At 72.0% G+C, this 23,975-nt stretch carries 17 protein-coding genes and 3 pseudogenes; 12 read left to right on the top strand and 8 right to left on the bottom strand.

The genetic code is table 11. The annotated features are described in order from the left end of the window. Positions 1–135: 135 nt before the first annotated feature. Positions 136–1,242 (top strand): potassium channel family protein, encoded by a 1,107-nt coding sequence (locus tag KIF24_RS19965; protein ID WP_221085347.1) that lies wholly within the window; start codon positions 136–138, stop codon positions 1,240–1,242. A 12-nt stretch (positions 1,243–1,254) separates the two neighbouring features. On the opposite strand, the gene KIF24_RS19970 is transcribed toward KIF24_RS19965, so the two are convergent. Genes KIF24_RS19970 through KIF24_RS19985 form a run of 4 tightly spaced genes read right to left on the bottom strand, consistent with a single transcriptional unit; the run spans position 1,255 to position 3,973 of the window. Beyond that, positions 1,255–1,707 (bottom strand): hypothetical protein, encoded by a 453-nt coding sequence (locus KIF24_RS19970; protein WP_331461205.1) that lies wholly within the window; start codon positions 1,705–1,707, stop codon positions 1,255–1,257. Next, a complete protein-coding gene (locus KIF24_RS19975; RefSeq protein WP_221085348.1) occupies positions 1,691–2,449 on the bottom strand; it encodes an SDR family NAD(P)-dependent oxidoreductase in 759 nt (252 codons plus the stop codon). Before KIF24_RS19975 ends, KIF24_RS19970 begins: the two co-directional genes overlap by 17 nt. After that, a complete protein-coding gene (locus KIF24_RS19980) occupies positions 2,442–3,725 on the bottom strand; it encodes an AMP-binding protein (RefSeq protein ID WP_221085349.1) in 1,284 nt (427 codons plus the stop codon). The genes KIF24_RS19975 and KIF24_RS19980 overlap by 8 nt, the downstream gene beginning before the upstream one ends. Next, a complete protein-coding gene (locus KIF24_RS19985; RefSeq protein WP_230415776.1) occupies positions 3,722–3,973 on the bottom strand; it encodes an acyl carrier protein in 252 nt (83 codons plus the stop codon). Before KIF24_RS19985 ends, KIF24_RS19980 begins: the two co-directional genes overlap by 4 nt. A 27-nt stretch (positions 3,974–4,000) precedes the next feature. Here KIF24_RS19985 and KIF24_RS19990 point away from each other — a divergent pair, with 27 nt between their 5' ends. Further along, the gene (locus KIF24_RS19990) at positions 4,001–4,561 is read left to right on the top strand and encodes a GNAT family N-acetyltransferase (protein ID WP_331461206.1); all 561 of its coding nucleotides are present in this window, start codon (positions 4,001–4,003) and stop codon (positions 4,559–4,561) included. Positions 4,562–4,653: 92 nt separating this feature from the next. On the opposite strand, the gene KIF24_RS19995 is transcribed toward KIF24_RS19990, so the two are convergent. Both KIF24_RS19995 and KIF24_RS20000 read right to left on the bottom strand, forming a co-directional pair. Further along, positions 4,654–5,913, bottom strand: coding sequence for a hypothetical protein (locus tag KIF24_RS19995; RefSeq protein WP_221085350.1), 1,260 nt, complete (start codon positions 5,911–5,913; stop codon positions 4,654–4,656). Then, positions 5,877–6,350, bottom strand: coding sequence for a hypothetical protein (locus KIF24_RS20000; protein WP_221085351.1), 474 nt, complete (start codon positions 6,348–6,350; stop codon positions 5,877–5,879). The genes KIF24_RS19995 and KIF24_RS20000 overlap by 37 nt, the downstream gene beginning before the upstream one ends. Before the next feature lie 275 nt (positions 6,351–6,625). On the opposite strand from KIF24_RS20000, the gene pseB reads away from it, so the two are divergent. The 7 genes and pseudogenes from pseB to KIF24_RS20035 all read left to right on the top strand — a co-directional run bounded on the left by pseB (position 6,626) and on the right by KIF24_RS20035 (position 14,038). Next, on the top strand, positions 6,626–7,609 hold the full coding sequence (gene pseB, locus KIF24_RS20005; RefSeq protein ID WP_221085352.1) for a UDP-N-acetylglucosamine 4,6-dehydratase (inverting): 984 nt from the start codon (positions 6,626–6,628) through the stop codon (positions 7,607–7,609). Further along, positions 7,606–8,763: a DegT/DnrJ/EryC1/StrS family aminotransferase gene (locus KIF24_RS20010; RefSeq protein ID WP_221085353.1), complete on the top strand. Its 1,158-nt coding sequence runs from the start codon at positions 7,606–7,608 to the stop codon at positions 8,761–8,763. The genes pseB and KIF24_RS20010 overlap by 4 nt, the downstream gene beginning before the upstream one ends. A gap of 10 nt (positions 8,764–8,773) precedes the next feature. After that, complete coding sequence (locus KIF24_RS20015; RefSeq protein ID WP_221085354.1) at positions 8,774–9,613, top strand: hypothetical protein; 840 nt, start codon at positions 8,774–8,776, stop codon at positions 9,611–9,613. Further along, a pseudogene (locus KIF24_RS20020) lies at positions 9,610–11,462 on the top strand (class I SAM-dependent methyltransferase). Before KIF24_RS20015 ends, KIF24_RS20020 begins: the two are co-directional and overlap by 4 nt. After that, positions 11,459–12,193: a cytidylyltransferase domain-containing protein gene (locus KIF24_RS20025; RefSeq protein WP_221085355.1), complete on the top strand. Its 735-nt coding sequence runs from the start codon at positions 11,459–11,461 to the stop codon at positions 12,191–12,193. Before KIF24_RS20020 ends, KIF24_RS20025 begins: the two are co-directional and overlap by 4 nt. Next, positions 12,190–13,283: pseudogene (locus KIF24_RS20030) on the top strand (PseG/SpsG family protein). The gene KIF24_RS20025 and the pseudogene KIF24_RS20030 overlap by 4 nt, the downstream one beginning before the upstream one ends. Before the next feature lie 119 nt (positions 13,284–13,402). Then, positions 13,403–14,038 (top strand): alpha-ketoglutarate-dependent dioxygenase AlkB, encoded by a 636-nt coding sequence (locus KIF24_RS20035; protein WP_221085356.1) that lies wholly within the window; start codon positions 13,403–13,405, stop codon positions 14,036–14,038. Positions 14,039–14,138: 100 nt separating this feature from the next. Here the strand turns inward: KIF24_RS20035 and KIF24_RS35140 are convergent. Both KIF24_RS35140 and KIF24_RS20045 read right to left on the bottom strand, forming a co-directional pair. Further along, positions 14,139–17,834 (bottom strand): annotated as a pseudogene (locus KIF24_RS35140) (DNA gyrase subunit A); the annotation flags it as partial. Between the two features lie 106 nt (positions 17,835–17,940). Beyond that, entirely contained in the window at positions 17,941–19,998 is a 2,058-nt protein-coding gene (locus tag KIF24_RS20045) for a DNA gyrase/topoisomerase IV subunit B (RefSeq protein WP_230416690.1), read from the bottom strand. Between the two features lie 349 nt (positions 19,999–20,347). Between KIF24_RS20045 and KIF24_RS20050 the strand changes: the two genes are divergently transcribed. From KIF24_RS20050 to KIF24_RS20060, 3 genes are all read left to right on the top strand, one after another. Further along, a complete protein-coding gene (locus KIF24_RS20050) occupies positions 20,348–21,607 on the top strand; it encodes an SGNH/GDSL hydrolase family protein (protein ID WP_221085358.1) in 1,260 nt (419 codons plus the stop codon). A 92-nt stretch (positions 21,608–21,699) separates the two neighbouring features. Beyond that, positions 21,700–22,548, top strand: coding sequence for an alpha/beta hydrolase family protein (locus KIF24_RS20055; protein ID WP_221087456.1), 849 nt, complete (start codon positions 21,700–21,702; stop codon positions 22,546–22,548). Between the two features lie 243 nt (positions 22,549–22,791). Continuing rightward, a complete protein-coding gene (locus KIF24_RS20060; RefSeq protein ID WP_221085359.1) occupies positions 22,792–23,664 on the top strand; it encodes a sulfotransferase domain-containing protein in 873 nt (290 codons plus the stop codon). Positions 23,665–23,975: the final 311 nt, after the last annotated feature.

Genomic DNA, 23,975 nt, shown 5'->3' on the forward strand with positions numbered 1-23,975 from the left:
CGCAATTTGTCTTATCAACTCGGCGTCTTTGATACGTCGCGGGCGAGGGCAATTCAACTTATCAACCAGAAGCGCCTGCGTTCCGGCGACGGGGCGCGGCGCGGCGGCTCCGACGGACGCGGTATACCTCTGCGTATGACCTTGTTGGCGGTGGTGGCGGGAGTGGCGTTGATCGTCGCCGTGGCGGTCGATGTCTGGCTCACCCTGCTGCACCCGGACGCGGAGGGACCGATCGCCCGTACGGTCCGGCGCCTGGTCTGGCGGGCGTCGTCGCTGACCGCCGGCCGGCGCCGCACGCCTCGCCGGACGCCGCTGGTCTGGGCGGGCCCGATCCTGGTCACCGGCACGTTCCTCGCCTGGCTCGGGCCGCTGGTGCTCGGCGTCGCGCTGGTCGTCTGGCCGCACCTGGACGGCTACCACCGGATCGCCGGGTTTGGTCCGGCCGGGTTCCTCGACGCCGTCTACTACGCCACCGGCCTGCTGACCGTGCTCGGCTTCGGCGACATCACCCCGGACACCGGGGCGCAGAAGCTGTTCGCCGTGACCGTCGCCGCCCTCGGTTTCGCCTTCTTCGCCGCGCTGGCCACCTATCTCATCGAGCTGATCACCGGGCTGACGGTCCGCAACCGGTTCGCGTTGACCATTCACGACCAGGTTCGCGGCACCGACGGGGTGGGCCTGATCGCCCGGAGCCTGACCGACGAGGGGGTCGACGTGACCCGGCAGCGGTGCGCGGCCTGGGCGGAGAGCCTGCGGGAGGTCGACGACACCGTTCGTCGTTATCCACTGGTCGCCCTCACCTACCGACCCCGCCGCCGGGACTACGACATCGAGCCCGCCCTGGAGCAGATGGCCGTGGCGACGATCGCGGCGCTGCTGGCCGCCCGCTGCGACGCCTGGCGGGGCCTCGGGCCGCGGGCGGAGGAGTTGGCGTACGCCCTGCTGCGGCTCCAGGACACCATCGCCAGCCGCTACCTGGGCCGGCACCTGCTGCCGGCGAGCAGCGAGCCGGCGGCAGGTGCCGGCGACACCACCGCCGATGAGGTCCTGCGGCGGCTGCGCGACCGGCTGACCGAGGACCTGGGGACCGCGTTCGACCGGCCGCCGGGCGGTGACGGGCTGGCCGGCGAGGTGCTGTCCCGGTCCCTGCCGTTCCTCGCGGCGCTGCGCGGCTGGTCGGTGCTCGGGGTCACCCACGACGGCCGGCCGATCGGGATCGCGCGCCCCGACGAGCCGCGGTAGTGCCCGAGGTCGTCAGCGGCGCGGCGGGGCGGTGGCGAAGGCGACGGTGACGACCAGGTCGGCCACGGTCAGGGTGCGCCACAGCCACGGGGTGCCGGGCGGCACCTCCAGGCCGTGCCGGTGCCACCAGGCCGCCACCGGGACGTCGGCGAGTTTGGACAGGCACTCGGCGCGGGTCCACCGGGCCCAGAAGTCGGTCGCGCCGAACCGGTGGACCAGCGCGCTGGGCAGCGGTGCGTCGGCACGCTCGGCATCGATGGCGACCCGCCAGCCCGGCACCGGCGGGGCGTACCAGCCGACGCAGCGCCCGTCGTCGAGATGGCTGCGCGTCACCGCGCCGCCCGACTCGGCGGCCGGCGCCACCTGCAGGTGTCGCCGCGCGGCGGCGAGCAGGGCGGGCACCGGTGGTCCCGCGCCGTCGTCGACGCGGGACCACCGGTCAGTGGCCTCAGATCGAGGCGGCACCGTCGACCACGATGACCTGGCCGTTGATGTTCGTCTGGTCGCGCAGCAGCATCCGCACCACCGGCACCACCTCCTCCGGCTCGGTCAGGTGACCGGTCGGGGTACGTCGCACGATCTGGTCCAGTTGGGTCGGGCCGAGCACCGCCGACATCTCCGAGGCGAAGAAGCCGGGCGCGACGGCGTTGACCAGCACCCGCCCGCCCAGTTCCCGGGCCAGCGAGCGGGTCGCGGCGTCCATCCCGCCCTTGGTGGCGGAGTACGCGACCAGGCCGGGGAAGCCACGCTGCGCACAGATCGAGGTGATGTTGACGATCCGGCCACGCAGACCCTTACCCAGCATCCGGCGTACGGTCAGCCGGGTGAGCTGCAACGGCGCGGTCAGGTTGGTCTCGATGATCCGCGCGATGTCACCGGTGGCGGTGTGTACGTGCAGCGAGTCCTGCCCGATCGCCGCGTTGTTCACCAACCCGTCGATCGGGCCGAGCCGCTCCTCCGCCGCCCGGACGAACGCCTGCGCGGCGGCGAGGTCGGTGACGTCGACCGAGCCGACATGGCACCGCTCCGGCTGGGCCTCGGCGAGCTTGCGCAGCTCGGGGGTGACGGTACGGGCGAAGGCGGCCACCTTCACGCCCGATTCGAGCAGGTCGGTGACGATGGCCAGGCCCAGGCCGCGGGATCCGCCGGAGACGAGCACCACGGAGGACGGCGGGACGGACGCGGCGGGGGCGGTGGGGTCAGACATCGCTCTTCAGGGTCTCCTTGACGGGAATCTCGGTCAGCACGCGGATCCGGCGTGGCACCGCGTACTCGGGCAGCCGACCGGCGCACCAGCGCACCAGCTCCGCCTCGTCCGGCTCCGGCCGCGGGTCGCTCGGCGTCGCCGCCGATCCGGCGTCCGGCGTGGGCACCACCTCGGCCACGACCATGTTGCCGAGCAGCGGGGCACGGCGGCCGGCGACCCGCGCCCAGGCCACCCGCGGATGGGCGGTCAGCACGTCGCGGACCACGCCCGCGGAGGCCTTGCTGCCGCCCACGTTGATCTCGTCGGAGTCCAGCCGACCGGTGATCAGCACCCGGTCGCCGACCAGTTGGGCCCGGTCGCCGGTGTGCACCGGGCCGTCCAGCCCGGCGCCGTGGTACGGCGAGGTGATCACCAACTCGCCGTCGCGTACTCCGATGGTGGGGCGGCCGGGCGCCGCACGATCAAGCCACTCGGCCGGGAATCCGGCCTTGCCGTCGTGCACCACGATGGCCGCTCCCACCTCGGAGGAGGCGTAGATCCAGGAGATCCGGGCCGCCGGGAACACCTCCCGCAGCCGGTCCAGGATCGCCTGGTCGACCGGCTCGCCGCCGAGGGTCAGCTGGCGCAGTGGCACCCGGGCGAGCCCGGCCGGATCGCGGTGCAGTGCCCGCCGCCAGAAGGTCGGCGTGCCGGAGGCGGCGTCCACGCCGTGCTCGGCGGCCAGGGCCGGCCAGTCGTCGAGCTGTGCCGGCTCGACGACCACCAACTGCTGCCCCGGCTGGGTCAACGACAGCGTCACCACCTGCCACCAGGCGTACGTGCCGGCGGCGTACGGGCAGAGCCAGGTCCGTGCGGGCTGCTGCCCGCGGACCGTGGTCAGCGATTCGAGGGTGTGCCCGACCCGCTTGGGGCGGCCGGTGGAGCCGGAGGTGAGCAGCCACAGCCGGCCGGGTTCGGCCGGACGAGGCCGGGCCGGCGCCGTCTCGTCGGTGGTGCCGGCGCCGACCTCGGTCACCGTGAAGCCGGCCGCGCCCAGCTCGTCCCGCATCGCCGCGTCGACCCGGCTGGCCGTGCCGAGCAGCAACTCGGTGCCGTGCACCGCGTGGTGGCGGGCGGCGGCGAGCGCGTACCGGACCGAGTGGGCGAGCACCGCGGCGGGGCCGGGCAGGCTCAGCTCCGGCAGGTCACGCCAGGTCAGCGGCGTGCCGTCGACGACGATCCGGTTGTCGATGCCCGCCGGCTGGGTGGCGGAGGGCCGGGGTGTCTCGACCCTCACTGCCGCTGCAACTCGACGAGGAAGTCCAGCACGTCACCGACGGTGGCGATCCGCCGCAGCCCGGGAGCGTCGAAGTTCAGCTCCTCCCCCGTCTCGTCCTCCACCCGCAGCGCCAGCTCGGAGAAGTCCAGCGACCGGAAGCCGACCTCCCGCAGGTCCGCGGCGTCGTCGGCCGGCAGCACCTTGCCCTGGTTCTTGAGAACCTGGGCCATGAGGTCGCGAATCTGCACACGACTCAATTCGTTCATGCGGCGGAGTGTACAGCCAGGTGAATCGTGATTAGGGTGCCCGGTGACCACGGCAACGGACAGGAAAGCGAGTGGTACGTGCTGCGTGACGCCACCGAGGACGACGTCAACCTGATGTTGTCCTGGCGTAATCAGGAAGTCAACCGACAGGTCAGCAAGACCAGTCACGTCATCACCGCCGAGGAGCACGGCCGCTGGTGGTCGGCGGTGCGCGTCGACCCCACCCGTCGGGTGCTGACCTACCTGCGCGACGGGGTGCGCAGCGGTGCGGTCACCTTCTTCGACCTGGCGTTGGACGGGCCGCGTTCCGGCTCGTGGGGGTTCTACCTGGACGGCGACGGCCTGGCCGAGCGGGGCGAGACGCTGCCCGCCTGGCTGGAGGTCATGCGAGAGGCGGTCGACTACGCCTTCGACGTGCTGGCGCTGGACCGGCTCGACGGCGAGGTGCTCGCCCACAACACCGTGGTGCGTCAGATGAACCGCCGGTTCCGCTTCGTCGAGGGGCCCGGCCGACGGGAGCTCCACGACGACCGGGAAATCACCGTCATCCCCATTTCTCTGGACCGCGCCAACCGTCGCGTTCGCTGACCATTCCAATTCGGTCCACGCATTGTTCACGTGATGTTTCCGTGGCGGGACCCCGGGCGGTGCGGGTCACCCGCGGCGCCACGCGGCCCATTTCAGCGCCGGATCGCCGCCGAGGCGGACGAAGCCGTGCCGGGTGCCGTCCCAGTCACCGTCCTCGCCGGGCGCCCACCGCGCGAAGACCACATCCGCCGTGGCCGGCGGCTGGTCGGTGAACCACGGCACCTCCGTCCAGGTGACCTGGTGACCGAGGTTGAACCGGATCTGGTACGGCACACCGGTGGCGACGGCGACCTGCTGCGGCGGCCGGATCCCGAGGTCGGCGACGCTGGGCGCGGGGTGCCGGCGGCGGCCATCGGGCGGATCAGTCGCTGCGCGATCACCTGCATGGTCGCGACGTTGACCACGACGAGGGCGGCGACAACGGCCATCCGGGTGCGCCGGCCCCGGGCCGCGAGCACCAGCAACAGGCAGCCGGCAACGCCCACCGCGGCACCGACCAACGGGCGCATCCGCTGCCAACCGTCGGTCAGCGCCGCCAGGTCCGGTGCGCTGAAGTCGCCGTAGCGCAGCTCCACGCCGCCGGCCGCCGCCTGGGCCAGCCGGGTGTGGATCAACGCGCCACCGGCGGCGAGCAGCAGCACCGTGACGGCGGCCCGGCGCAGCAACGTCCGGTACGCCGTGCCGAACAGCAGCCCGATGCCGACCAGCAGCCAGAACGGGGCGAGCATCTGCACGTACCGGGCGTAGATGGCGTCCGGCACCCGGTCCGGGACGCCCGCGAGGACGACCTCCGCTCCGACGGCGATCCCGACGGTGGTCACCAGCGCCACCCCGAACGTCCAGCGGGCGGGTGCGTCGCCCCGGCGGAACAGCCGCGTCAGGGCGTCGACGCCGGCCAGCCCGGCCAGCCCGAACGTGACGACCATGAGATACCACAACTGCGTGCCGGCGGACGCCAGCACCTGCGCCAACCCCGAGCCGGAGGTGACGGCCCGCAGGGCGTTCCCGTCGGCCGGACTGCCGAGCAGGTGGACCGCGTCGCCGAGCAGCCGCACCCCGACCTCGTTGCCCACGGCGGCGGCCAGCACCGGCAGCGTCGCCGCGAGCATCCCGGCCGGGCCGAGCCGGCGACGGGCGACCAGCGCCAGCACCAGTCCGGCGTACCCGGCGACGAGCACCACCCCACGCGAGTGCACCAGGTGACCGGCGCCGGCGAGCACACCGCCCAGCGCCGCGGCGGCCGGGCCGGGGCGCTCGACCAGTCGGTGCACCGCCAGCAGCCAGGCCAGCAGCAGGGGGGCGAGCACCGCGTCGGTCATGGCCGTGGTGGAGTGGAACACCGCCGCCGGCACCGCCGCCGCCCCGGCAGCCGCCGCCAGCGCGGCGGGCGCCGCAGGCCCAGCAACCGGCGGCCGAGCAGATATCCCAGCGGCAGGAGCGTCGCGTTCAACGCCGCGTTGATCAGCCGTACGAGCAGGTAGGTGTCGACGAACTCCCGGTCGAGCAGGAAGGCCGGCGCGATCAGCAGCGGGTAGCCTATCCGGCGCAGCGTCTCGTTCTCGCTGCTGAACCCACCGGGACCGCCGGCCAGTGCGCGGGCGGTGTTCAGGTAGCCGTCCTCGTCGGTGTGCGCGAACGGCATGCTGGCGTTGCGCGCCAGCCAGACCCGCCACGCCACGCCGAGCAGCCAGCCGAGCACCAGCAGCAGCGGCACCAGTGGCAGCACCGGGCGGCGGCGCGGCGGCGCCGCGGCGGCGGCGACCCGGATCGCCTCGGCGTCGACGGTCATCGTTCCTCCCTGACGGGACCGGGGCGGGCGCCGTCCCTTGGGTTGTCATGCTGCCCCGCCCGGTCCGGGTCGACACCCTAGCGGCCTGGTCAGAGCCGCCTGGTAGGCACGCCGGAGAGGGGTGAGGTGTTCGCCGTCCAGGTGCCGGCCATTCACCGTTCGACAGACCCTGGTTAACCATATTGAATAGGTCTGTTAACCCGCCGGGTCTAGCGTTCCCACCCGGCCTGCCGGCCGAGCCTCGCCGGATCACCGACGAACACGGGAGCACCACATTGAGCGAGCTGAACGGATCGTCCATCCTCATCACCGGGGGAACGGGTTCCTTCGGCAGGACCTTCCTGCGGCACCTCCTCGCCGAGACCGATCCGGCCCGGGTGGTGGTCTTCTCCCGTGACGAGCTCAAGCAGTACGAGTTGCGCCAGCAGCTCGGCGACGACCCCCGGCTGCGCTGGTTCATCGGCGACGTCCGGGACCGGCACCGGCTGACCCGGGCCATGCACGGGGTCGACCACGTCGTGCACGCCGCCGCCCTCAAGCAGGTCGACACCGCCGAGTACAACCCCTCGGAGTTCATCGCCACCAACATCACCGGTTCGCAGCACGTGGTCGACGCGGCGATCGAGGCCGGGGTGAAGAAGGTCGTCGCCCTCTCCACCGACAAGGCGTCCAGCCCGATCAACCTGTACGGCGCCACGAAGCTGGTCGGCGACAAGCTGTTCATCTCGGCGAACCACTACGCCGCGCAGCACCCGACCCGGTTCGCCGTGGTGCGTTACGGCAACGTGGTCGGCAGCCGTGGTTCGGTGGTGCCGCTGTTCCGCCGGCTCGCCAGCGAGGGCAAGAGCCTGCCGATCACGGACAAGCGGATGACCCGCTTCTGGATCACCCTCGACCAGGCCGTGCAGTTCGTCATCGACTCGTTCGACCAGATGCAGGGCGGCGAGCTGTTCGTGCCGCGGATCCCCAGCATGCGCATCCTCGACCTGGTCGAGGCGGTCGCCCCGGCCGCCACCACCCACGAGATCGGGATCCGGCCGGGCGAGAAGCTGCACGAGGAGATGATCGCCCCGGACGACAGCCGGCGGACGCTGATCGCCAAGGACCGGTTCATCGTGCAGCCGACCATCGCCACCTGGGGCTACCAGCCGCCGGTCGGCTGCGAGCCGGTGCCGGACGGCTTCGCGTACCAGTCGGACACCAACGACGAGTGGCTCACCGTGCCGCAGTTGCGCGAGATGCTCGGCATCACGGCATGACGTCGTTCCTTCCGTACGGCCGGCAGTCGGTGACCGACGACGACGTTGCCGCCGTGGTCGCCGCCCTGCGCAGCGACTGGCTCACCACCGGCCCGGAGGTCGCCGCCTTCGAGGCGGACATCTCGGCCTGGGCTGGCGGCGCCGGGGTGGCCACGGTCTCCAACGGCACGGCGGCGCTGCACGTGGCCTATGCGGCGGCCGGCATCGGCCCCGGCGACGAGGTCATCGTGCCGCCGATGACGTTCGTCGCCACCGCGAGCAGTGCGGTGGCGCTCGGCGCGCGGGTCGTCTTCGCCGACGTGGCGGAGGAGACCTTCACCCTCGACCCGGCCGCGGTGGCCGCGGCGACCACCGAGCGGACGAAGGTCGTCGCCGCGGTGGACTATGCCGGTCACCCGGCCGACTACGACGCGCTGCGCACCGCGCTCGACGGCAGCGGTGCGCTGCTGCTCGCCGACGCCGCCCACTCGATCGGAGGCGGCTACCGGGGCCGGCCGGTCGGCACGCTGGCCGACCTGACCACGTTCTCCTTCTTCCCCACCAAGAACCTGACCACCGCCGAGGGCGGCGCGGTCGCCACGACGGACCCTGAGCTGCTCAAGCGGGCCCGCCGGTTCCGCAACATCGGGTTGGTCCGGGAGCGCGACGAGATGCGCTGGCCGGACGAGGGCGGCTGGCACCAGGAGGTCCACGAGTTCGGGCTGAACTACCGGCTACCCGACGTGCTCTGCGCGCTCGGCCGCAGCCAGCTGCGCCGTCTCGGCGACTTCCTCGCCCGCCGGGCCGAGCTGGTGGCCCGCTACGACGCGGCCCTCGCCGAGCTTCCTGGCGTGCTCACCCCGGGCCGGCGGGACTGGGCCACCCCGGCCTGGCACCTGTACCCGATCCGGGTGCTCGACGGCCGTCGCCGCGAGATCTACGACCGGATGCGTGCCGCCGGCATCGGCGTCCAGGTCAACTACGTCCCCGCACACTGGCATCCGGCCTTCGCCGACCTCGGCTACCGGCGCGGCAGCTGCCCCGTGTCGGAGGCCTTCTACGCCCAGCAGCTGTCGCTGCCGCTCTACCCTGGGCTGCGCGACGCCGACCAGGACCGCGTCATCGACGCGCTGGCCGCGGCCCTGCGCGGCGCCTCGGTACGCTCCGCCGCCTGAGGGGACGCCGGTGCACCACGCGAACCACTTCTACGGCCACGCCCACGTGCTGGCCCGCTACGCCGGGCTGGGCGACGGGCACCCGCCCCGGATCAACGGGTACGTCCAGCACGGCTGGAACATCGGCGACGGTCTCGCCCCCGGGCATCCGTACGCCGAGCGCACGCCGAGTCTGCTGTGGTCGGAGCAGACCCGACGGCGGGCCTGGTCGGTCGGGCGGCGCAACGTGACGGTGATCGGGGCGCCCTTCGTCTACCTGCTGGCCATGGCCGGGCAGCCGCGACCGGAGGAGCCCGAGCGGACGGGCACCATCTGGTACCCGTTCCACGGTTGGGAGGGTCAGCACGTCCGGGGCGACCACAAGGAGCTGATCGCCCGGATCCGGGACACCGAACCCGGCCCGGTCACCGTCTGCCTCTACTGGCACGAGCACCGGATGCGCCGGGTGCGCCGGCTCTACGAGAACGCCGGCTTCCGGGTCGTCTGCCACGGTTACCGCGGCCACTGGTGGACCGACACCGATCCGGCGTTCCTGGATCGCCAGCTCGCCGAGCTGCGCCGGCACGCCCGGGTCGCCTCGAACCGGCTGACCAGTGCCATCTTCTACGGCATCGCCGCCGGCTGCGAGCCGGCCGTGTACGGCGACCCGATGGTGCTGGCCGACGAGGATCCGACCTTCGGCGGCACCGCCCGGATCCGCCGGCAGTGGCCGGAACTGCACGGCGAGCAGGTGCATCTGCCGACCGCCGTCGAGATCGCCCGCGCCGAGCTGGGCACGGACCAGCGCCACCCGCCGGCCGCGCTGCGGGAGTTGCTAGGTTGGGCGCACCCGCAGGAGGAGACGACGTGACAACGGAGACGGCACCGGCGGTGGTGCTGCCCGGCGGTGAGATGCTGGCCTGGTCCGACCAGCGGGACGGGGCCGGCAACGAGCCGCTCGCGGCGCTGGCGGCGCGGCTGGTGCCGGCCGGCGCCCGGGTGCTGCTGGCCGGGCCGCACGACCCGGCGCTGCTCGACGCGCTGGCCCACGCCCGGCTCACCTGCCTGCTCCGCGGCTACCCGGACGCCGCGGCCCTCGCCGGCCAGGTGGACCGGGTGCTGGTGGCCGGCCCGCACGGCCTGCCGGCCGGCGAGGAGTACGACGTGGTGATCGCCGGTGCGGGGCTGGACGCCGTCGAGTCGGTCGAGGGCGAGCGGCTGGGCTGGGACGGGCTGCTGGCCCGCCTGGTGGCGGCCGTGCGGCCCGGCGGCGACCTGCTGCTGCGCCTGGACAACCCGCTCGGCGTGCACCGGCTGGTCGCCGCGTCCGGCTGGTACGCCGGTCGGGACGACGCCGAGTGGACGATCGGCGGGGTGCTCGACACCGCCCGCCCGGCGAACCTGGACCAGCTGCGCCGCCGGCTGACCGCCGCCGGGATGCCACCCGGCACCTGCTACGCCGCATACCCGCGCCCCGACCTGACCACCGCGTTGCTCTCGGTCGACCCGTTGTCCCGGCGGACCACCGCCGGGCTGTTCGACGCGGTGCTGCACGACGCCTGCGTCCAGGGGTACACCGGCCGGTTCGTGCTCGCCGACCCGGCCCGGCTGGCCGTGGACGCGCTGCACGCCGGCCGCGCGGCCGAACTGGCCCCGTCCTGGCTGGTGCACGCCCGCCGGGCGAGCGGCGATCCGGACAGCGCGTTTCCCGGCTTCGACGAGCCGGACGGCCCGCCGGTGGGCGGGCCGGAGGGCTGCCGGTGGCGCTGGTGCACCGCGGCGCGTCGGGCGGCGGCGTGGTCGAGGTGTTGGACGGGCCGCAGGGCTGGTCCTGGCGCCGGACCGACCGGGTTGGTCCGGGCGGGGCGGAGCCGACGCCGTACGCCGGCGGGGAGGCCGTCCACCGCGACCCGGAGGCGCCCGACGGGCCGGTGCCCGACGGGCGTCTGCTGCGCAGTGTGCTGCTCGACGGTTGTCTGCGCCGCGACACCGCCCAGCTGCGCCGCCTGCTGCGCGGGTACGCCGACTGGCTCTCCGGCCAGGCCGAGCAGGGCCGGCTCGCCGGCACGGTGGCGCTGGCCGGGGCGGACAACCTGGTCGTCACCGGCGACCGCTACGCGGTGCTCGACCCGAGCTGGCGGTCCGACGCACCGTTGCCGGTCGACGTGGTGCTGGCCCGGACCCTGTGGCGCTTCTCCACCGAGCTGCTCACCGGCGGGTACGCCCACCCGTGGACCTCCACCCTGGACGTGGCGGGGCTGACCGTGGTGCTCGGCGGCGTCGCCGGCCGGGACTTCGACCGGACCGTCGTCGACGCGGCGGTGGAGACGGAGGCGGCGGTCCGCGCCGCGATGCGCGGGCTGGACGCCGAAGGGCAGGTCGACCTGGCCGCCGAGCTGCGTGCGGTCACCCCCACCGACCCGCCGCCCGGCCCGCGCAGCTACCAGCAACTGCGCGAGGCGTGGCTGCGCCAACAGGAGGAGCACACCCGGCTGGCCGCACTGCTGAAGTGGACCGAGGACCTGCTCACCTCGCGCGAACGCGCGCTGCGCCGGGCCGAGGCGAAGATCAGCCTGCTCAGCGGTTCACTGACCTACAAGGTCGGCCGGCTGGCCATCATCCCGGCACGGATGGCCCGGCGGGGTGCCCGGGCCGCCAAGCGCCGGGCCCGCGCGGCCATCACCCAGCAGCAGGAGCAGACGAGGCGGGAGCAGAAGTGACCGAACGGATTGTCGGCATCGTGCAGGCCCGGATGGGTTCGTCCCGGCTGCCCGGCAAGGTGCTGCGGCCACTGGCCGGACGCAGCGTACTCGGCCGGGTGGTCCGGGCCGCCGAGGACAGCGGGGTGCTCGCCGACCTGGTGGTGGCGACCAGCACCGACCCCGACGACGACGCGGTCGTCGCCGAGTGCGACCGGCTCGGCGTCGCCTGGCACCGCGGCCCGGTCGACGATGTGCTGACCCGCTTCGTCGGCGCTCTCGACACCCACCCGGGGGACGCGGTCATGCGGTTCACGGCCGACTGCCCGCTGCTGGACCCGGAGATCGTCACGCTGGTCGCCTCGGTGTACCGCGGCGTACCCGGGCTGGACTACGCCAGCACCTCGATCGCCCGTACGCTGCCGCGCGGGCTGGACGTCGAGATCATCCGTGCCGACGCGCTGCGCACCGTCGACCGGCTCGCCACCGACCACCACCGGGTGCACGTCACCTCGTACGCGTACGCCCATCCGGAGCTGTTCCGGGTGCTCGGCGTGACGCTGACGCCGGACCGCTCGCAGCTGCGGCTCACCCTGGACACCGCCCGGGACTGGGACCTGGTCCGCACGGTCGCCGACCACTTCGGCGACGTCAGCGTGCCCCTGGCCAAGCTCGCCGACTGGCTCGACGGGCAGCCGGAGCTGCGTTCGCTCAACGCCGAGGTGCGGCAGAAGCAGTTGGAGGAGTGCTGAGCACCGTCCGCGTCGGACTGCGCTGCGACGCCGGGCCGCTACGCGGCGTCGGGCACCTGGTCCGCTGTCTCGCCCTCGGCGAGGAGTTCCAGGCCCGGGGTGCCAGCGTCGAGGTGTTCGGCAGCGTCGACGGCGTCGACTGGGCGACCGGCCAACTCGCCGCCCGGGGCATCCCGCTGCACCCGGGCCCGGACACCCCCGGTGGGCTGGTCGAGGCGGCCCGCCGGCACCGCCTGGACGTGCTGGTCCTCGACTCGTACGAGCTGGACGCCGCCGGGGCGGGCGCGCTGCGGGCCGCCGGCGTGGTGACCCTGGCGATCGTCGACGGCGACACCCGCGGCCAGGACGCCGACCTGTACCTCGACCAGAACTTTGGCACCGACCTGGCCGTGCCGACGGGGCGGCTGCTCGCCGGCAGCGGGTACGCCCTGCTGCGCGACACGGTGCTCGCCGCCCGGCCGGCGACCGCCCGCCCCGCGGTGGAGCTGGACCGGCCCTCGGTGCTGGCCTTCTTCGGCGGCACCGACGCGGCCGGCGCGGCGCCGGTGCTGACCGAGGTGCTGCTGTCGACCGGCCGGCCGATGGAACTCACCGTCGTCGTCGGCCGGCCCGAGGTGGCCGCGCGGCTGGCCCGGCTGACGCCGGGGCCGGGGCAGTCGCTGCGCCCGGTGCCGCCGACCGGCGCGCTGCCCGCCCTGATCTCCGCGGCCGACCTGGTGGTCAGCGCGGCCGGCACCTCGACCTGGGAACTGTGCTGCCTGGGCGCACCGTCGGCGCTGGTCTGCGTGGTGGACAACCAACGCGAGTCGTACCAGCGGGTGGTGGCGGCGGGACTGGCCGCCGGGCTCGGCGAACTGCCGGCGCTGGCCGCCGACCCTCCGGCGGGTGCGACCGCCCGGAGCGCCGCCGCCCGAACCCTCGACGGGCTGCTGGCCAGCGGGGTCAGCAGGCGGCGCTGTCCGCGCAGGCTCGGGCGGCGCTGTCCGCGCGGGCGTGGGCGGCGGTCGACGGACGCGGACGGGAGCGGGTGGTCGACGCGGTGCTCGACGCGCTCACCCGCCCACGTCGAACGGTTCCGAGTCCGATCTAGTGCGGTGTCCAGGAACGTCGGCGGTGGCGCGGCGAGGTCCAGGCGGCGATCCGGCAGGGCGGGATCGGTCCAGGCCAGCGGGTCATACAGGTGTGCTAATCGCCTGCTAGGGTGACCTCATGTCGCAGGCCGCGTACCAGCCGTCGATGCTGGAGGTCACCGACGCCGCACCCGCCCTCGGGTCGCTGTCCGGTGCGCTGCGCCGTCACCCGCTGAGCCGGGGCGCCTGGGTCGACCACCTGCCCGGCTGGGTGCACGGCTCCGACCAGGTGCTCGACGTGCTGCTGCGGGAGGTGCCCTGGCACGCCGAACGACGCACCATGTACGACGCCGAGGTCGACGTGCCCCGGCTGCTCTGTTGGTACGGTGCCGGCCGGCCACTGCCGCACCCGGTGCTGCTGGCCGCCCGGGAGACCCTGACCCGGCACTACGCCGGCGAGTTGGGCGAGCCGTTCGTCACCGCCGGCATGTGCCTCTACCGCGACGGCCGGGACAGCGTCGCCTGGCACGGCGACACCCAGGGCCGCTCGGCGCACACCGACACGATGGTCGCCATCGTCTCCTTCGGCTCGCCCCGCCACCTGCTACTGCGCCCGCGCGGCGGCGGCGCCAGCCTGCGCTTCCCGCTGGGCCACGGCGACCTGGTGGTGATGGGCGGCTCCTGCCAGCGCACCTGGGAGCATGCCGTGCCCAAGACCACCCGCCCCGTCGCCCCCCGAGTCAGCGTCCAGTTCCGCCCCCCCGGCGTCGCCTGAACCCGAACCGACTCCCCAGCTGAGTGATCTTGAAGTTGGCGGGCACTTCGATCTCTGAAACCCCCGCCAACTTCATGATCAACGGGTGGGTCGCCGGGGGTCAGTTGCGGTCGATCTGGTGGCCTACGACGGTGGGGCCGAGCATGACGGCGAAGCCCGAGCCGTCGCGGCGCGGGTCGGCCGCCGGCAGCTCCACCGGCTCACCGTTGACGGTGGACCCCACCGGGCGGGGACCGACCCAGGCGACGACCACGTCGGTCTCCCCCCTGAGGAACCGCTGCGCACGCACCCCGCCGGTCGCCCTCCCCTTCACCGGGTACGCCGCCAGCGGCGTCACCTTCACCGTCGCGCCCGTCGAGGTGACCACCATCGGCTCGCCGTGCTCCGGGTCGTCGGTGCGGACCGCACCGAAGAACACCACCTGCGCACCGGCCGGCAGGGCGACCCCGGCCATCCCGCCACCCTTGAGCCCCTGCGGACGGATCGTCCCGGCGGGGAAGCGCAACAGCGCCGCGGCGCTGGTCAGGAAGGCCAGCGTCTCGCTGCCGTCGGTCAGCCAGGTCGCACCGACCACCTCGTCACCGTCACGCAGCCCGATCACCTCGAACTCGTCGGAGCGCACCGGCCAGTCGGGGGCGGACACCTTCACCACACCCTGCCGGGTGCCCAGCGCAAGACCGGGTGAGCCCTCGGCGGACGAGTCGAGCGGGGCAAGGCCCACCACCGTCTCCCCCGGCTCCAGCGGCACCAGCTCCGCCGCGGACATCCCGCCGCGCAGCGACACCGTGCCGGCCTGCTCGGGCAGCACCGGCAGCGGCAGCACGTCCACCTTGAACGCCCGGCCGGCACTGGTCACCAGCAGCACCCGGCCCCGGGCGGTGGAGTGCACCACGGCGCGTACCGCGTCGTGCTTGACCCGACCGTGCCGGCGACGCCCCTCGGCCGCCTCCTCCGACTCGGCCGCGGTGCGGGCCACCAGCCCGGTGGCCGACAGGATCACCTGGCAGGGGTCGTCGGCCACCTCCAGCGGCCCGGCCGGCGCGGACGCGGCCAGCACCTCCTTGAGGTCGCCGTCGACCAGGGTGGTCCGCCGGGGCGCGGCGAACTGCTTGACCACGGCGGCCAGCTCGTCGGAGACGACCTTCTTCAGCACGTTCTCGTCGTCGAGGATGGTCGACAACTCGGCGATCTCGGCACGCAGCTTCTGTTGCTCGGCCTCCAGCTCCAGCCGGTCGAACTTCGTCAACCGGCGCAGTGGCGTGTCCAGGATGTAGTTCGCCTGGATCTCGGAGAGCTTGAACTGGCGCACCAGGCCACTCCTGGCCGCCTGGGCGTCCTCGCTGGCCCGGATCAGCCTGACCACCTTGTCGATGTCGAGCAGGGCGATCAGCAGGCCGTCGACCAGGTGCAGCCGCTCCTCCCGCTTGCGCTTGCGGTACGCGCTGCGCCGGGTCACCACCTCGTAGCGGTGGGCCAGGAACACCTCCAGCAGCTCCTTGAGCCCAAGGGTGCGCGGCTGCCCCTCGACCAGCACCAGGTTGTTGACACCGAAGGACTGCTCCAGGGGCGTGAGGCGGTACAGGTCGGCGAGCAGCGCCTGCGGATTCACCCCGACCTTGCACTCGATGACCAGCCGGGTGCCGCTCTCCCGGTCGGTGAGGTCCTTGACGTCGGCGATCCCGGTCAGCCGCTTGGTCTTGGTGACCTCGTTGGTGATGGCCGCGATGACCTTTTCCGCGCCGACGCCGTACGGCAGCTCGACCACGGTGATGGCCTGCCGGCCGCGGCTGCCCTCCAGCGGGCCGATCTCCACCTTGCCGCGCATCCGCACCACGCCACGGCCGGTCTCGTAGGCCCGGCGCACCTCGTCGAGACCGAGCAGCAGACCGCCGGTGGGCAGGTCGGGGCCGGGCACGAACTCCATCAGCTTGTCGAGGGTCGCGGTCGGGTGCCGGATCAGCCAGCGCGCCGCCGAGACGACCTCGCCCAGGTTGTGCGGAATCATGTTGGTGGCCATCCCGACCGCGATCCCGGAGGTGCCGTTGACCAGCAGGTTCGGGAAGGCCGCCGGCAGCACGGTGGGCTGGGTCAGTGAGCCGTCGTAGTTGGGCTCGACGTCGACGGTGTCCTCGCCCAGCTCGCCGACGAGCAGCATCGCCTCCCGCGACATCCGAGCCTCGGTGTTGTGGTTGACGAAACCACCTGCGAGGAAGGAATGGTCCTCGGTGTCGACCCTGATCGAGTAGACCTCGGCAGGCTCGCACGTAGTAACCTCTGCAATCCGCTCGAAGCGGTATCCCGAGTCCATCACCGGCAGGATCGTCGCAAGGACCTCGAGGTCCTTGATCCGGTCGATGATGCGGAGCCGCTCCGTTTCCCACCGCTCCACGCGGTCAAAGTTGTGCCGAGTCAGCCACTTCCAGCCCGAGCCCCGCTTGTCGAAGGCGAGCGCGCTGCGAACATACTCGGCCACGAACGGAACGCGGTCTTGACTGAGTCGATGGGGACGCAATGGAGAGCGCCTCAGCACCCTGTGCAGTACCGCCTGTTTCGTGCGGAGAAATCCGACCCGGTTCGCGAACGCGCTGATGTTGCGCATCCCCGAGATGACCAGCCGGTGCTCCACCGAGCCACTGGGGCGCGTGTACTGCCGCCAGCAGGCGACAACACCGAACTCCGCCAACAACTCCTGAACGTCCCGAGTAAGGCGTTCGCTGTAGCTCGTGTACTGGATGGTGAAGCTGTCGTTTGCCACCCGGACGCCGCCGTCGCCCTCGAACAGTGCCATCAGGAAGGCACGCTTCACACCCCAGCCGCCGGTCCAGACAAACTGTGGGACGGACTTGTCCCGGGCCTGGTGACCGATGAGTTCCGCTAGCGGGCTGGCACGGAACGCGGCCATACCTCCGGCGTACTCCTGGACATCCAATTCTTGAATGCGCTTGCGATCGCGCCGGGTCTGCCGCTCACTGACGTAACGCCGCCCGCCTACCACCTGGTCATAGGCATGCAGAACCTCGCCGAAGAAGTGTTCGTCCGTATTGTTGAAGCCCGCTCGCGACTCACTTGCAAACCCCTCGGAGACCCAGGCACCTCCGAGAACGCCCAGCATGTACTCCCTGGCCGTAGGGGTTGCCTGGTACCAGGCGTTCCGCGCGACGCAAACCACCGTGCCAGGCGCAACCTCATCGAGACGTCGCCACTGGAACACCGGCACGCCGAGCGGGGCGTCCAGGCACAGGACCAGATGATTCTCGCTACCCCGGAGCGAAAACCCGGCCTCCGTACGGATCTGGATGGTGGGGTGGACGCCCGAATTGAAGACCTTGCTCGCACGGACGGCCTTTCCGTCCTTGTCGAGCACATCAATATCGACATCAGCCTCGCTGTCAGGGGCGAGAACGACCAGTTCCTGGATTTGCGGACTCGAACCGTCGGCCAGGCGAATCCGGGTATCGCCCGTCACGCAGTAGCGCGCCGCCGCCGGCCCATCGTCCGGGCTCCCGAAGTTTCCATGCCCGTCGACAAGAGGCGCGTTGAGTGAGAAGTCCTGCGCCATCCGGACCATCGCGTCGTAGATCGCGCCGTCGCCGTGCGGATGGTACTTGCCCATCGCGTCCCCGACGATGCGGGCGGACTTGACGTGTGCCCGGTCCGGGCGGTGGCCCTGCTCGTACATCGACCAGAGGATGCGCCGGTGCACCGGCTTGAGGCCGTCGCGGGCGTCGGGCAGGGCGCGGGAGTGGATGACCGAGAAGGCGTACTCCAGGTAGGAGTCGGAGACCTCGGTGGTCAGCGGATTGTCGATGATCCGCGCGCCGGCCCGGTCGAACGCCGAGTGGTCTACCTTCGTTTCCTTGCGCCGTGCCATGGCTCAGCTTTCCTTCCGAAAGACCCGGTGGTCAGGCGTCGATGGCGTCACGGTCGACGCGGTCGGCGGAGTCGATCAGCCAGTTGCGACGTGGCTCGACCTTCTCTCCCATCAGCAGTTCGAGGATCCGCTCGGCGGCCTCGACGTCGTCCAGCGTGATCCGGCGTACCGCCCGGGTGGCAGGGTTCATCGTGGTCTCCCACAGCTCGTCGGCATCCATCTCGCCCAGCCCCTTGAACCGCGGGATGGGCGTGACGATCTGTTTGCCGGCCTTCTCCAGCCTGCGCACCGTCGCCCCCATCTCCGCCTGGGTGTAGGTGTAGACGGTCTCCGGGTTGCGGCCCCTCGTGGTGATCTTGTGCAGGGGCGGCATGGCCGCGTAGAGCCGGCCCGCCTCGATGAGCGGTCGCATGTAGCGGGCGAAGAGGGTGATCAGCAGGGTCCGGATGTGGGCGCCGTCGACGTCGGCGTCGGCCATGATGAGCACCCGGCCGTACCGCATCGCGGACAGGTCGAAGGTGCGCCCGGACCCGGCACCGAGCACCTGCACGATCGCCGCGCACTCGGCGTTGTCGAGCACCTGCTGGAGGTTGGCCTTCTGCACGTTCAGGATCTTGCCGCGAATCGGAAGAAGCGCCTGATATTCGGCGGAACGGGCGAGTCGCCCTGTCCCCAGGGCGCTGTCGCCCTCCACGATGAACAATTCACTTCTATCGATGCCAGAGGCGCGGCAGTCGACCAGCTTGGGCGGCATCGACGCGCCCTCCAGGGCGGTCTTGCGGCGGGCGGCGTCCTTCTGCTGCTTCTGGGTGAGCCGCACCCGGGCCGCGTCGACGATCTTCTGTAGGACCGTGCGGGCCTCGGTCTTCGTCTTCCGGTCGTCCAACCAGGACTTGAGGTGCTGCTCGACCAGCCCCTGCACCACCTTGGTCACGCCGGCGGTGGAGAGCTCGTCCTTGGTCTGCGAGGTGAACTGCGGCTCGGGCACCCGGACGTGCACCACCGCCGTCATGCCCTCCAGGACGTCGTCCAGGGTGGGGGCGTCCTCCTTGGCCTTGAGCAGGCCGCGGGTGTTGCGCACCGCGTCGGCGAGGGTGCGCGCCAACGCGCGCTCGAAACCCTTGCGGTGGGTGCCGCCGTGCGCGTTGCGGATGGTGTTGGTGAAGCACTCGACGGTGCGCTCGTATCCGGTGCCCCAGCGGAACGCCACCTCGACCTCGGCGCGCCGCTGCACGTTGGACTGCATGACGCCGTTGGCGTCGGCGGCGTTCTCCCGGTAGGTGCCCTCGCCGGTGACCAGCAGGATGCCCGAGACCGGCCGGTCGCCGGTCGGGGCGAGGAACTCCACCATGTCGGTGAGCCCGTTCGGGTAGTGGAAGCTCTCCTCGGTCGACTCGTCGGCCGTGTGCACGCGCAGGGTGTAGCTGACGCCCGGCACCAGGAAGGCGGTGTGGCGCAGCTTCGCCCGCACGGTGTCGTGGTCCAGCGTCGCGCCGGTCTCGAAGTAGCGGGGGTCGTACCAGTAACGGATCGAGGTGCCGGTGCGTTGGCCGCGCTTCACCGCGCCGACGACCTGGAGCCCGGGGCCGGGGGTGAACGGCGCCTCGGGGCCGTCGCCGTCGAAGACGCCCGGTACGCCGTGCCGGAACGACATGGCGTGGACCTTGCCGCCCCGGCGGACGGTGACGTCGAACCGGCGGGACAGCGCGTTGACCGCCGAGGCGCCCACCCCGTGCAGGCCGCCGGAGGTCTTGTAGCCGGAGCCGCCGAACTTGCCGCCCGCGTGCAGGCGGGTGAGCACCAGCTCGACGCCGGAGATGCCGGAACGGGCGTGCACGTCGGTGGGGATGCCCCGGCCGTCGTCGTCGACCTGCACCGAGCCGTCGGCGTGCAGGATGACCTCGATCTTCTTGGCGTGCCCGGCGACGCCCTCGTCGGTGGAGTTGTCGAGGATCTCGTTGACGAGGTGGCCCACGCCACGACTGTCGGTGGAGCCGATGTACATGCCGGGCCGCTTGCGGACGGCGTCCAGCCCCTCAAGGTGCGTGAGGTCGTCGGCCCCATACAGGGTCTCAGGCTCTGCGGTCAACTGGTCGAACTCCCCGGTCTCGGCGATGTGCTGCCCCGCACCGTCGGCGGTCGGCCCGGCGCGGGCACGCCGCAGCGAGCGTAGCCGCACGCTCCGACAACCGTGCGGACACCCGCACGGCACGCCGTGGTCCGCTGCGGGCGGACCTGCCGCGGTCAACGCCGCGGCGCCCGGCCTTATGCCCGACGCCCGAGGCCGGACGGCGTCCGGCGGGTGCCCGCGGATCTCGCCGGGTCCGGCCACCCCCAGGAGTCACAGATGTTTCCCACTGTTGACGTTCGTCACACCTGCGTGATCTCATCACCGCACCGGAGAATCTTTCATATTTCCATGAACGGATGGGATGCCCATGTCCGCGTTGCGCCGTACCGCCGCCACGATGGCCCTGGCCATCGCCACGGCGACCCTCTCCACCGCCGTCGCGGCACCCGTCCCCGCATCGGCGGCGCTGCCCACCGCGGCCATCGCCCTGGGCGACAGCTTCATCAGCGGTGAGGGCGCCGGCGCCTACCAGCCGGTGGTCGACTCGACCGGCGTCGCGCGGGGCTTCCCGGGATGGACCGCCCCGAACAGCAACGCCTACTTCTGTCACCGTTCGGCCAACGCCTCGCTGCACAAGGCGTCGCTGCCCGGCATCCAGGACCGCTTCAACCTGGCCTGCTCCGGCGGCCAGCCGCACGACATCGCCGCCGCCTCGTCGGACCGGGCCAGCGGCCGGCAGGTCGCCGCCCAACTCGACCAGTTGCGCGCGGTCGCGCAGACCCACGACATCGACGTGGTGCTGATCGGGCTCGGCTCCAACAACAGCTCCTTCACCTTCGGCGGCGTCGCCGAGAAGTGCGCCAACCGGTTCATCGCCGACGCCTGGACCGGCTGGTGGGAGTTCTGGGCGTACCTGAACGGGCCGGTGGAGCAGAAGCCGTGCACGGACGCCGACCTGGCCACCGCCGCCCAGCTCACCGCCGCGACCACCGAGACCACCGCGGCGGTACGCCAGATCCTGAACACGCTGCGCGAGGTGGACGGCGACGGACAGCACCGGGTGGTGTTCCAGGACTACACCAACCCGCTGCCGATCGACCTGAATCCGACCTACCACACCGAGGACAACCGCAGCGACACCCGGGACAAGTTCCGGGCCCTCGGTGCCGAGCGGTACGCGGCCGGCTGCCCCATCCACCGGGCCAGCCTCGCTCCCGGGCACCGCTTCTCGCAGGGCCTCGGCAGCATCGTCAGCTCCGCCCGCACCACCCTCGCCGCCGAGTTCCCCGGGGCCGACCTGGTCTACCTCAACGTGCAGCGGGCCTTCGACGGCGCGCGGCTCTGCGAGCAGACGAACAGCCCCACCGGCACCCTGGCCACGCCGATCCGGCTGATGGACAACCCGCCCAACGGCACCTTCGTGACCAGCCTCTCCGGCAAGGACAAGATCGCCATCCAGCGGATCGCCAACACCTGCGTGAGCTACTTCCAGACGTGCCAGGAGTCGTGGCACCCGAACGCCGCCGGGCACCAGGTGCTGGGCCAGTGCCTCTCCGGCGCGGCCAGCACCACCGCCCACTCGGTCGCCTGCGTACGCGCGTCAAACGGCACGGTCACCGTCTCCTGACCAACACCGTCGACGCGGGGCCGTCCCGGTACGCCGGGGCGGCCCCGCACCCGCTGGCTACTCACCGGTAGCCTGAGGCGGTGACCCCGACGGTGGAATACCAGCAGGAGTTCGTCCAGGTCGACGCCGCCCGCCTCGGCGTACAGGTCCATCCGGAACCGACCGGCGTCACCGACGCCCCGGTGGTGCTGATCGCGCCGGCGATGGGCGTCCGCGCCCGCTACTACCAGCCGTTCGCCACCGCCCTGCGCGCCGCCGGGCTCGCCGTGGTCGTGGCCGACCTGCGCGGCACCGGAGAGAGCACCCCCCGACCGAGCCGGACCTGCCGCTACGGCTACGCGGAGCTGGCCGCCGACGTCGGGGCGGTGCGGGCCGCCCTCAAGCCGCGACTCGACGGTCGGCGCACCCTGCTGCTGGGGCACTCCCTCGGCGGGCAGGCCGCGGTACTGCACCTGGCGCTGCACGGCGACGACGACGTCGACGGGCTGGCACTGGTGGCCGTCGGCATCCCGTACTGGCGCGACTTCGCCGCCCCCCGGCGGTACGGCGTGCTGCCGTACACCCAGGGCATCGCCGCCACCGCCCGGCTGCTCGGCGTCTGGCCGGGGTGGGGTTTCGGTGGTCGGCAGGCGCGCGGGGTGATCCGCGACTGGGCGCACACCGCCCGCACCGGACGCTTCCCGCACCTCGACGGGGTGGACGCCGAGGCGGCGGTGGGCCGGATCCGCACCCCCGTGCTGGCCGTCAGCGTCGACGACGACCAGTACACCCCGCACCCCACGCTGGACCGGCTCTGCGCCAAGCTCACCGCGGCCCGCATCGAGCGCGAGCGCCTCGCCTCGCCGCGCGGCGCCACCCTGGACCACTTCACCTGGGTACGCGCCGCCGACCCGCTGGCCGCGCGGGTGGCCGGCTTCGCCGCCGGCCTGCCGGCGCGCTGACGCGGACCGCCGGCTTGAGCTTTACTGTGAAATCACCGGGGCAGTCGACCGCCGCCACCGGGCGACCAACCAGTTGCCCCGCCCCGCAGGGGATTGACATTAATAGGACCGTCGGGGATATTCCTAGCGGCATGTTGGCGTACGGGACGGAGAAGGCGAAGCCTGGAGGTTTCCCGCCGACACAACCTACGCGAACAGGCACCGGATTACCTTCGTCTTGCAGGCACGGATAAGGTTTGAACGATGATCAATCGGACCGTTGAGTTCGCCAAGCAGCACGCACCCAATTCCATGCGTGTCGTGGTGCGGCGAGCACAGCTCGAAGCCCACAACGCCAGAATGCGGCTCACAGTCCCGGTGGTCGCTCGGTGCGAGTATGACAACATCTATCACTGCACCGTGCACAAGACCGGCAGCCAGTGGGTGAAGGCCCTGTTCAGCGATCCTGTCGTCTATCGCCATTCCGGGCTGCTGCCCTATGACCCGCGCTTCTACAAGGGGCGCCTGAACGACATCCCGCCCGGCCGGGCCGCGTTGGCCGTTTTCCGCGCCCACAAGCGCTTCCAGGCCATTGCGAAATCCGACAACCATCGTGCGTTCTTCGTGATTCGGGATCCGCGGGACATCGTCGTTTCGAGCTACTTCTCCCTCCGCAACTCGCACGCGCCGATGGGCGACATCCCGCAGGCCCGGAAGATTCTGCAGGAGAAGTCGATGAAGGAGGGGATGCTGTACGCCATCACCCGCCTCTCCGAAAGAAACCTCTTCAAGAGTCTCCGGTCGTGGGCGGTTGCCAAACCATCAGAAAAGTTCCGCCTGTTCCGGTACGAGGCGTTGACCGGCGAGCAACAGCTGGACGAGGTGGATCGGCTCATGCGGCACTGCGGGATCGCCGTGCCGCTGCCCGAACTGGCGGACCTCCTCGACCGCTACAGCTTTTCCAAGATGCGGAAGGACCAAGAGACCTCAGGGCGGATCTCCCACTACCGGAAGGGCAAGGCCGGCGATTGGCGCAATCATTTCGACGACGAGATCTACGAGGCTTTCACCGCCGCCACGGGTAATCTCGTCGAGATCCTCGGCTACCCCGCACGTGACCAGGCTTCCGACGCCTGAGGTTTGCCGGTAGCCGGACGACCTCGGCCCCCGTCCCGCCACGGCTCGCGGGCCGCCGGTCCACCCGCTGATCCGATCGCCTCAGCGAGGGCGCCGAGTGCCGGTGACCTCGCCACCGTTCGCATCGAAGCAGAGCGTGAAAAGCTGCGAACTCATCTGACGCCGCATCTCCGATCAACTGACTGACCGCCGCGGACAGGCACGTCCCTGCCGTGCGGAAACGACGCTAGCACCCCGTACCCCGCACCCCCGGACGCTCCAGCCGGGCCGGTCGCAGCGCGCGACCCTCGCGATTACTCGCCCAGGACCTG

Source organism: Micromonospora tarapacensis (assembly GCF_019697375.1).
In the GTDB taxonomy this organism is placed as follows: domain Bacteria; phylum Actinomycetota; class Actinomycetes; order Mycobacteriales; family Micromonosporaceae; genus Micromonospora; species Micromonospora tarapacensis.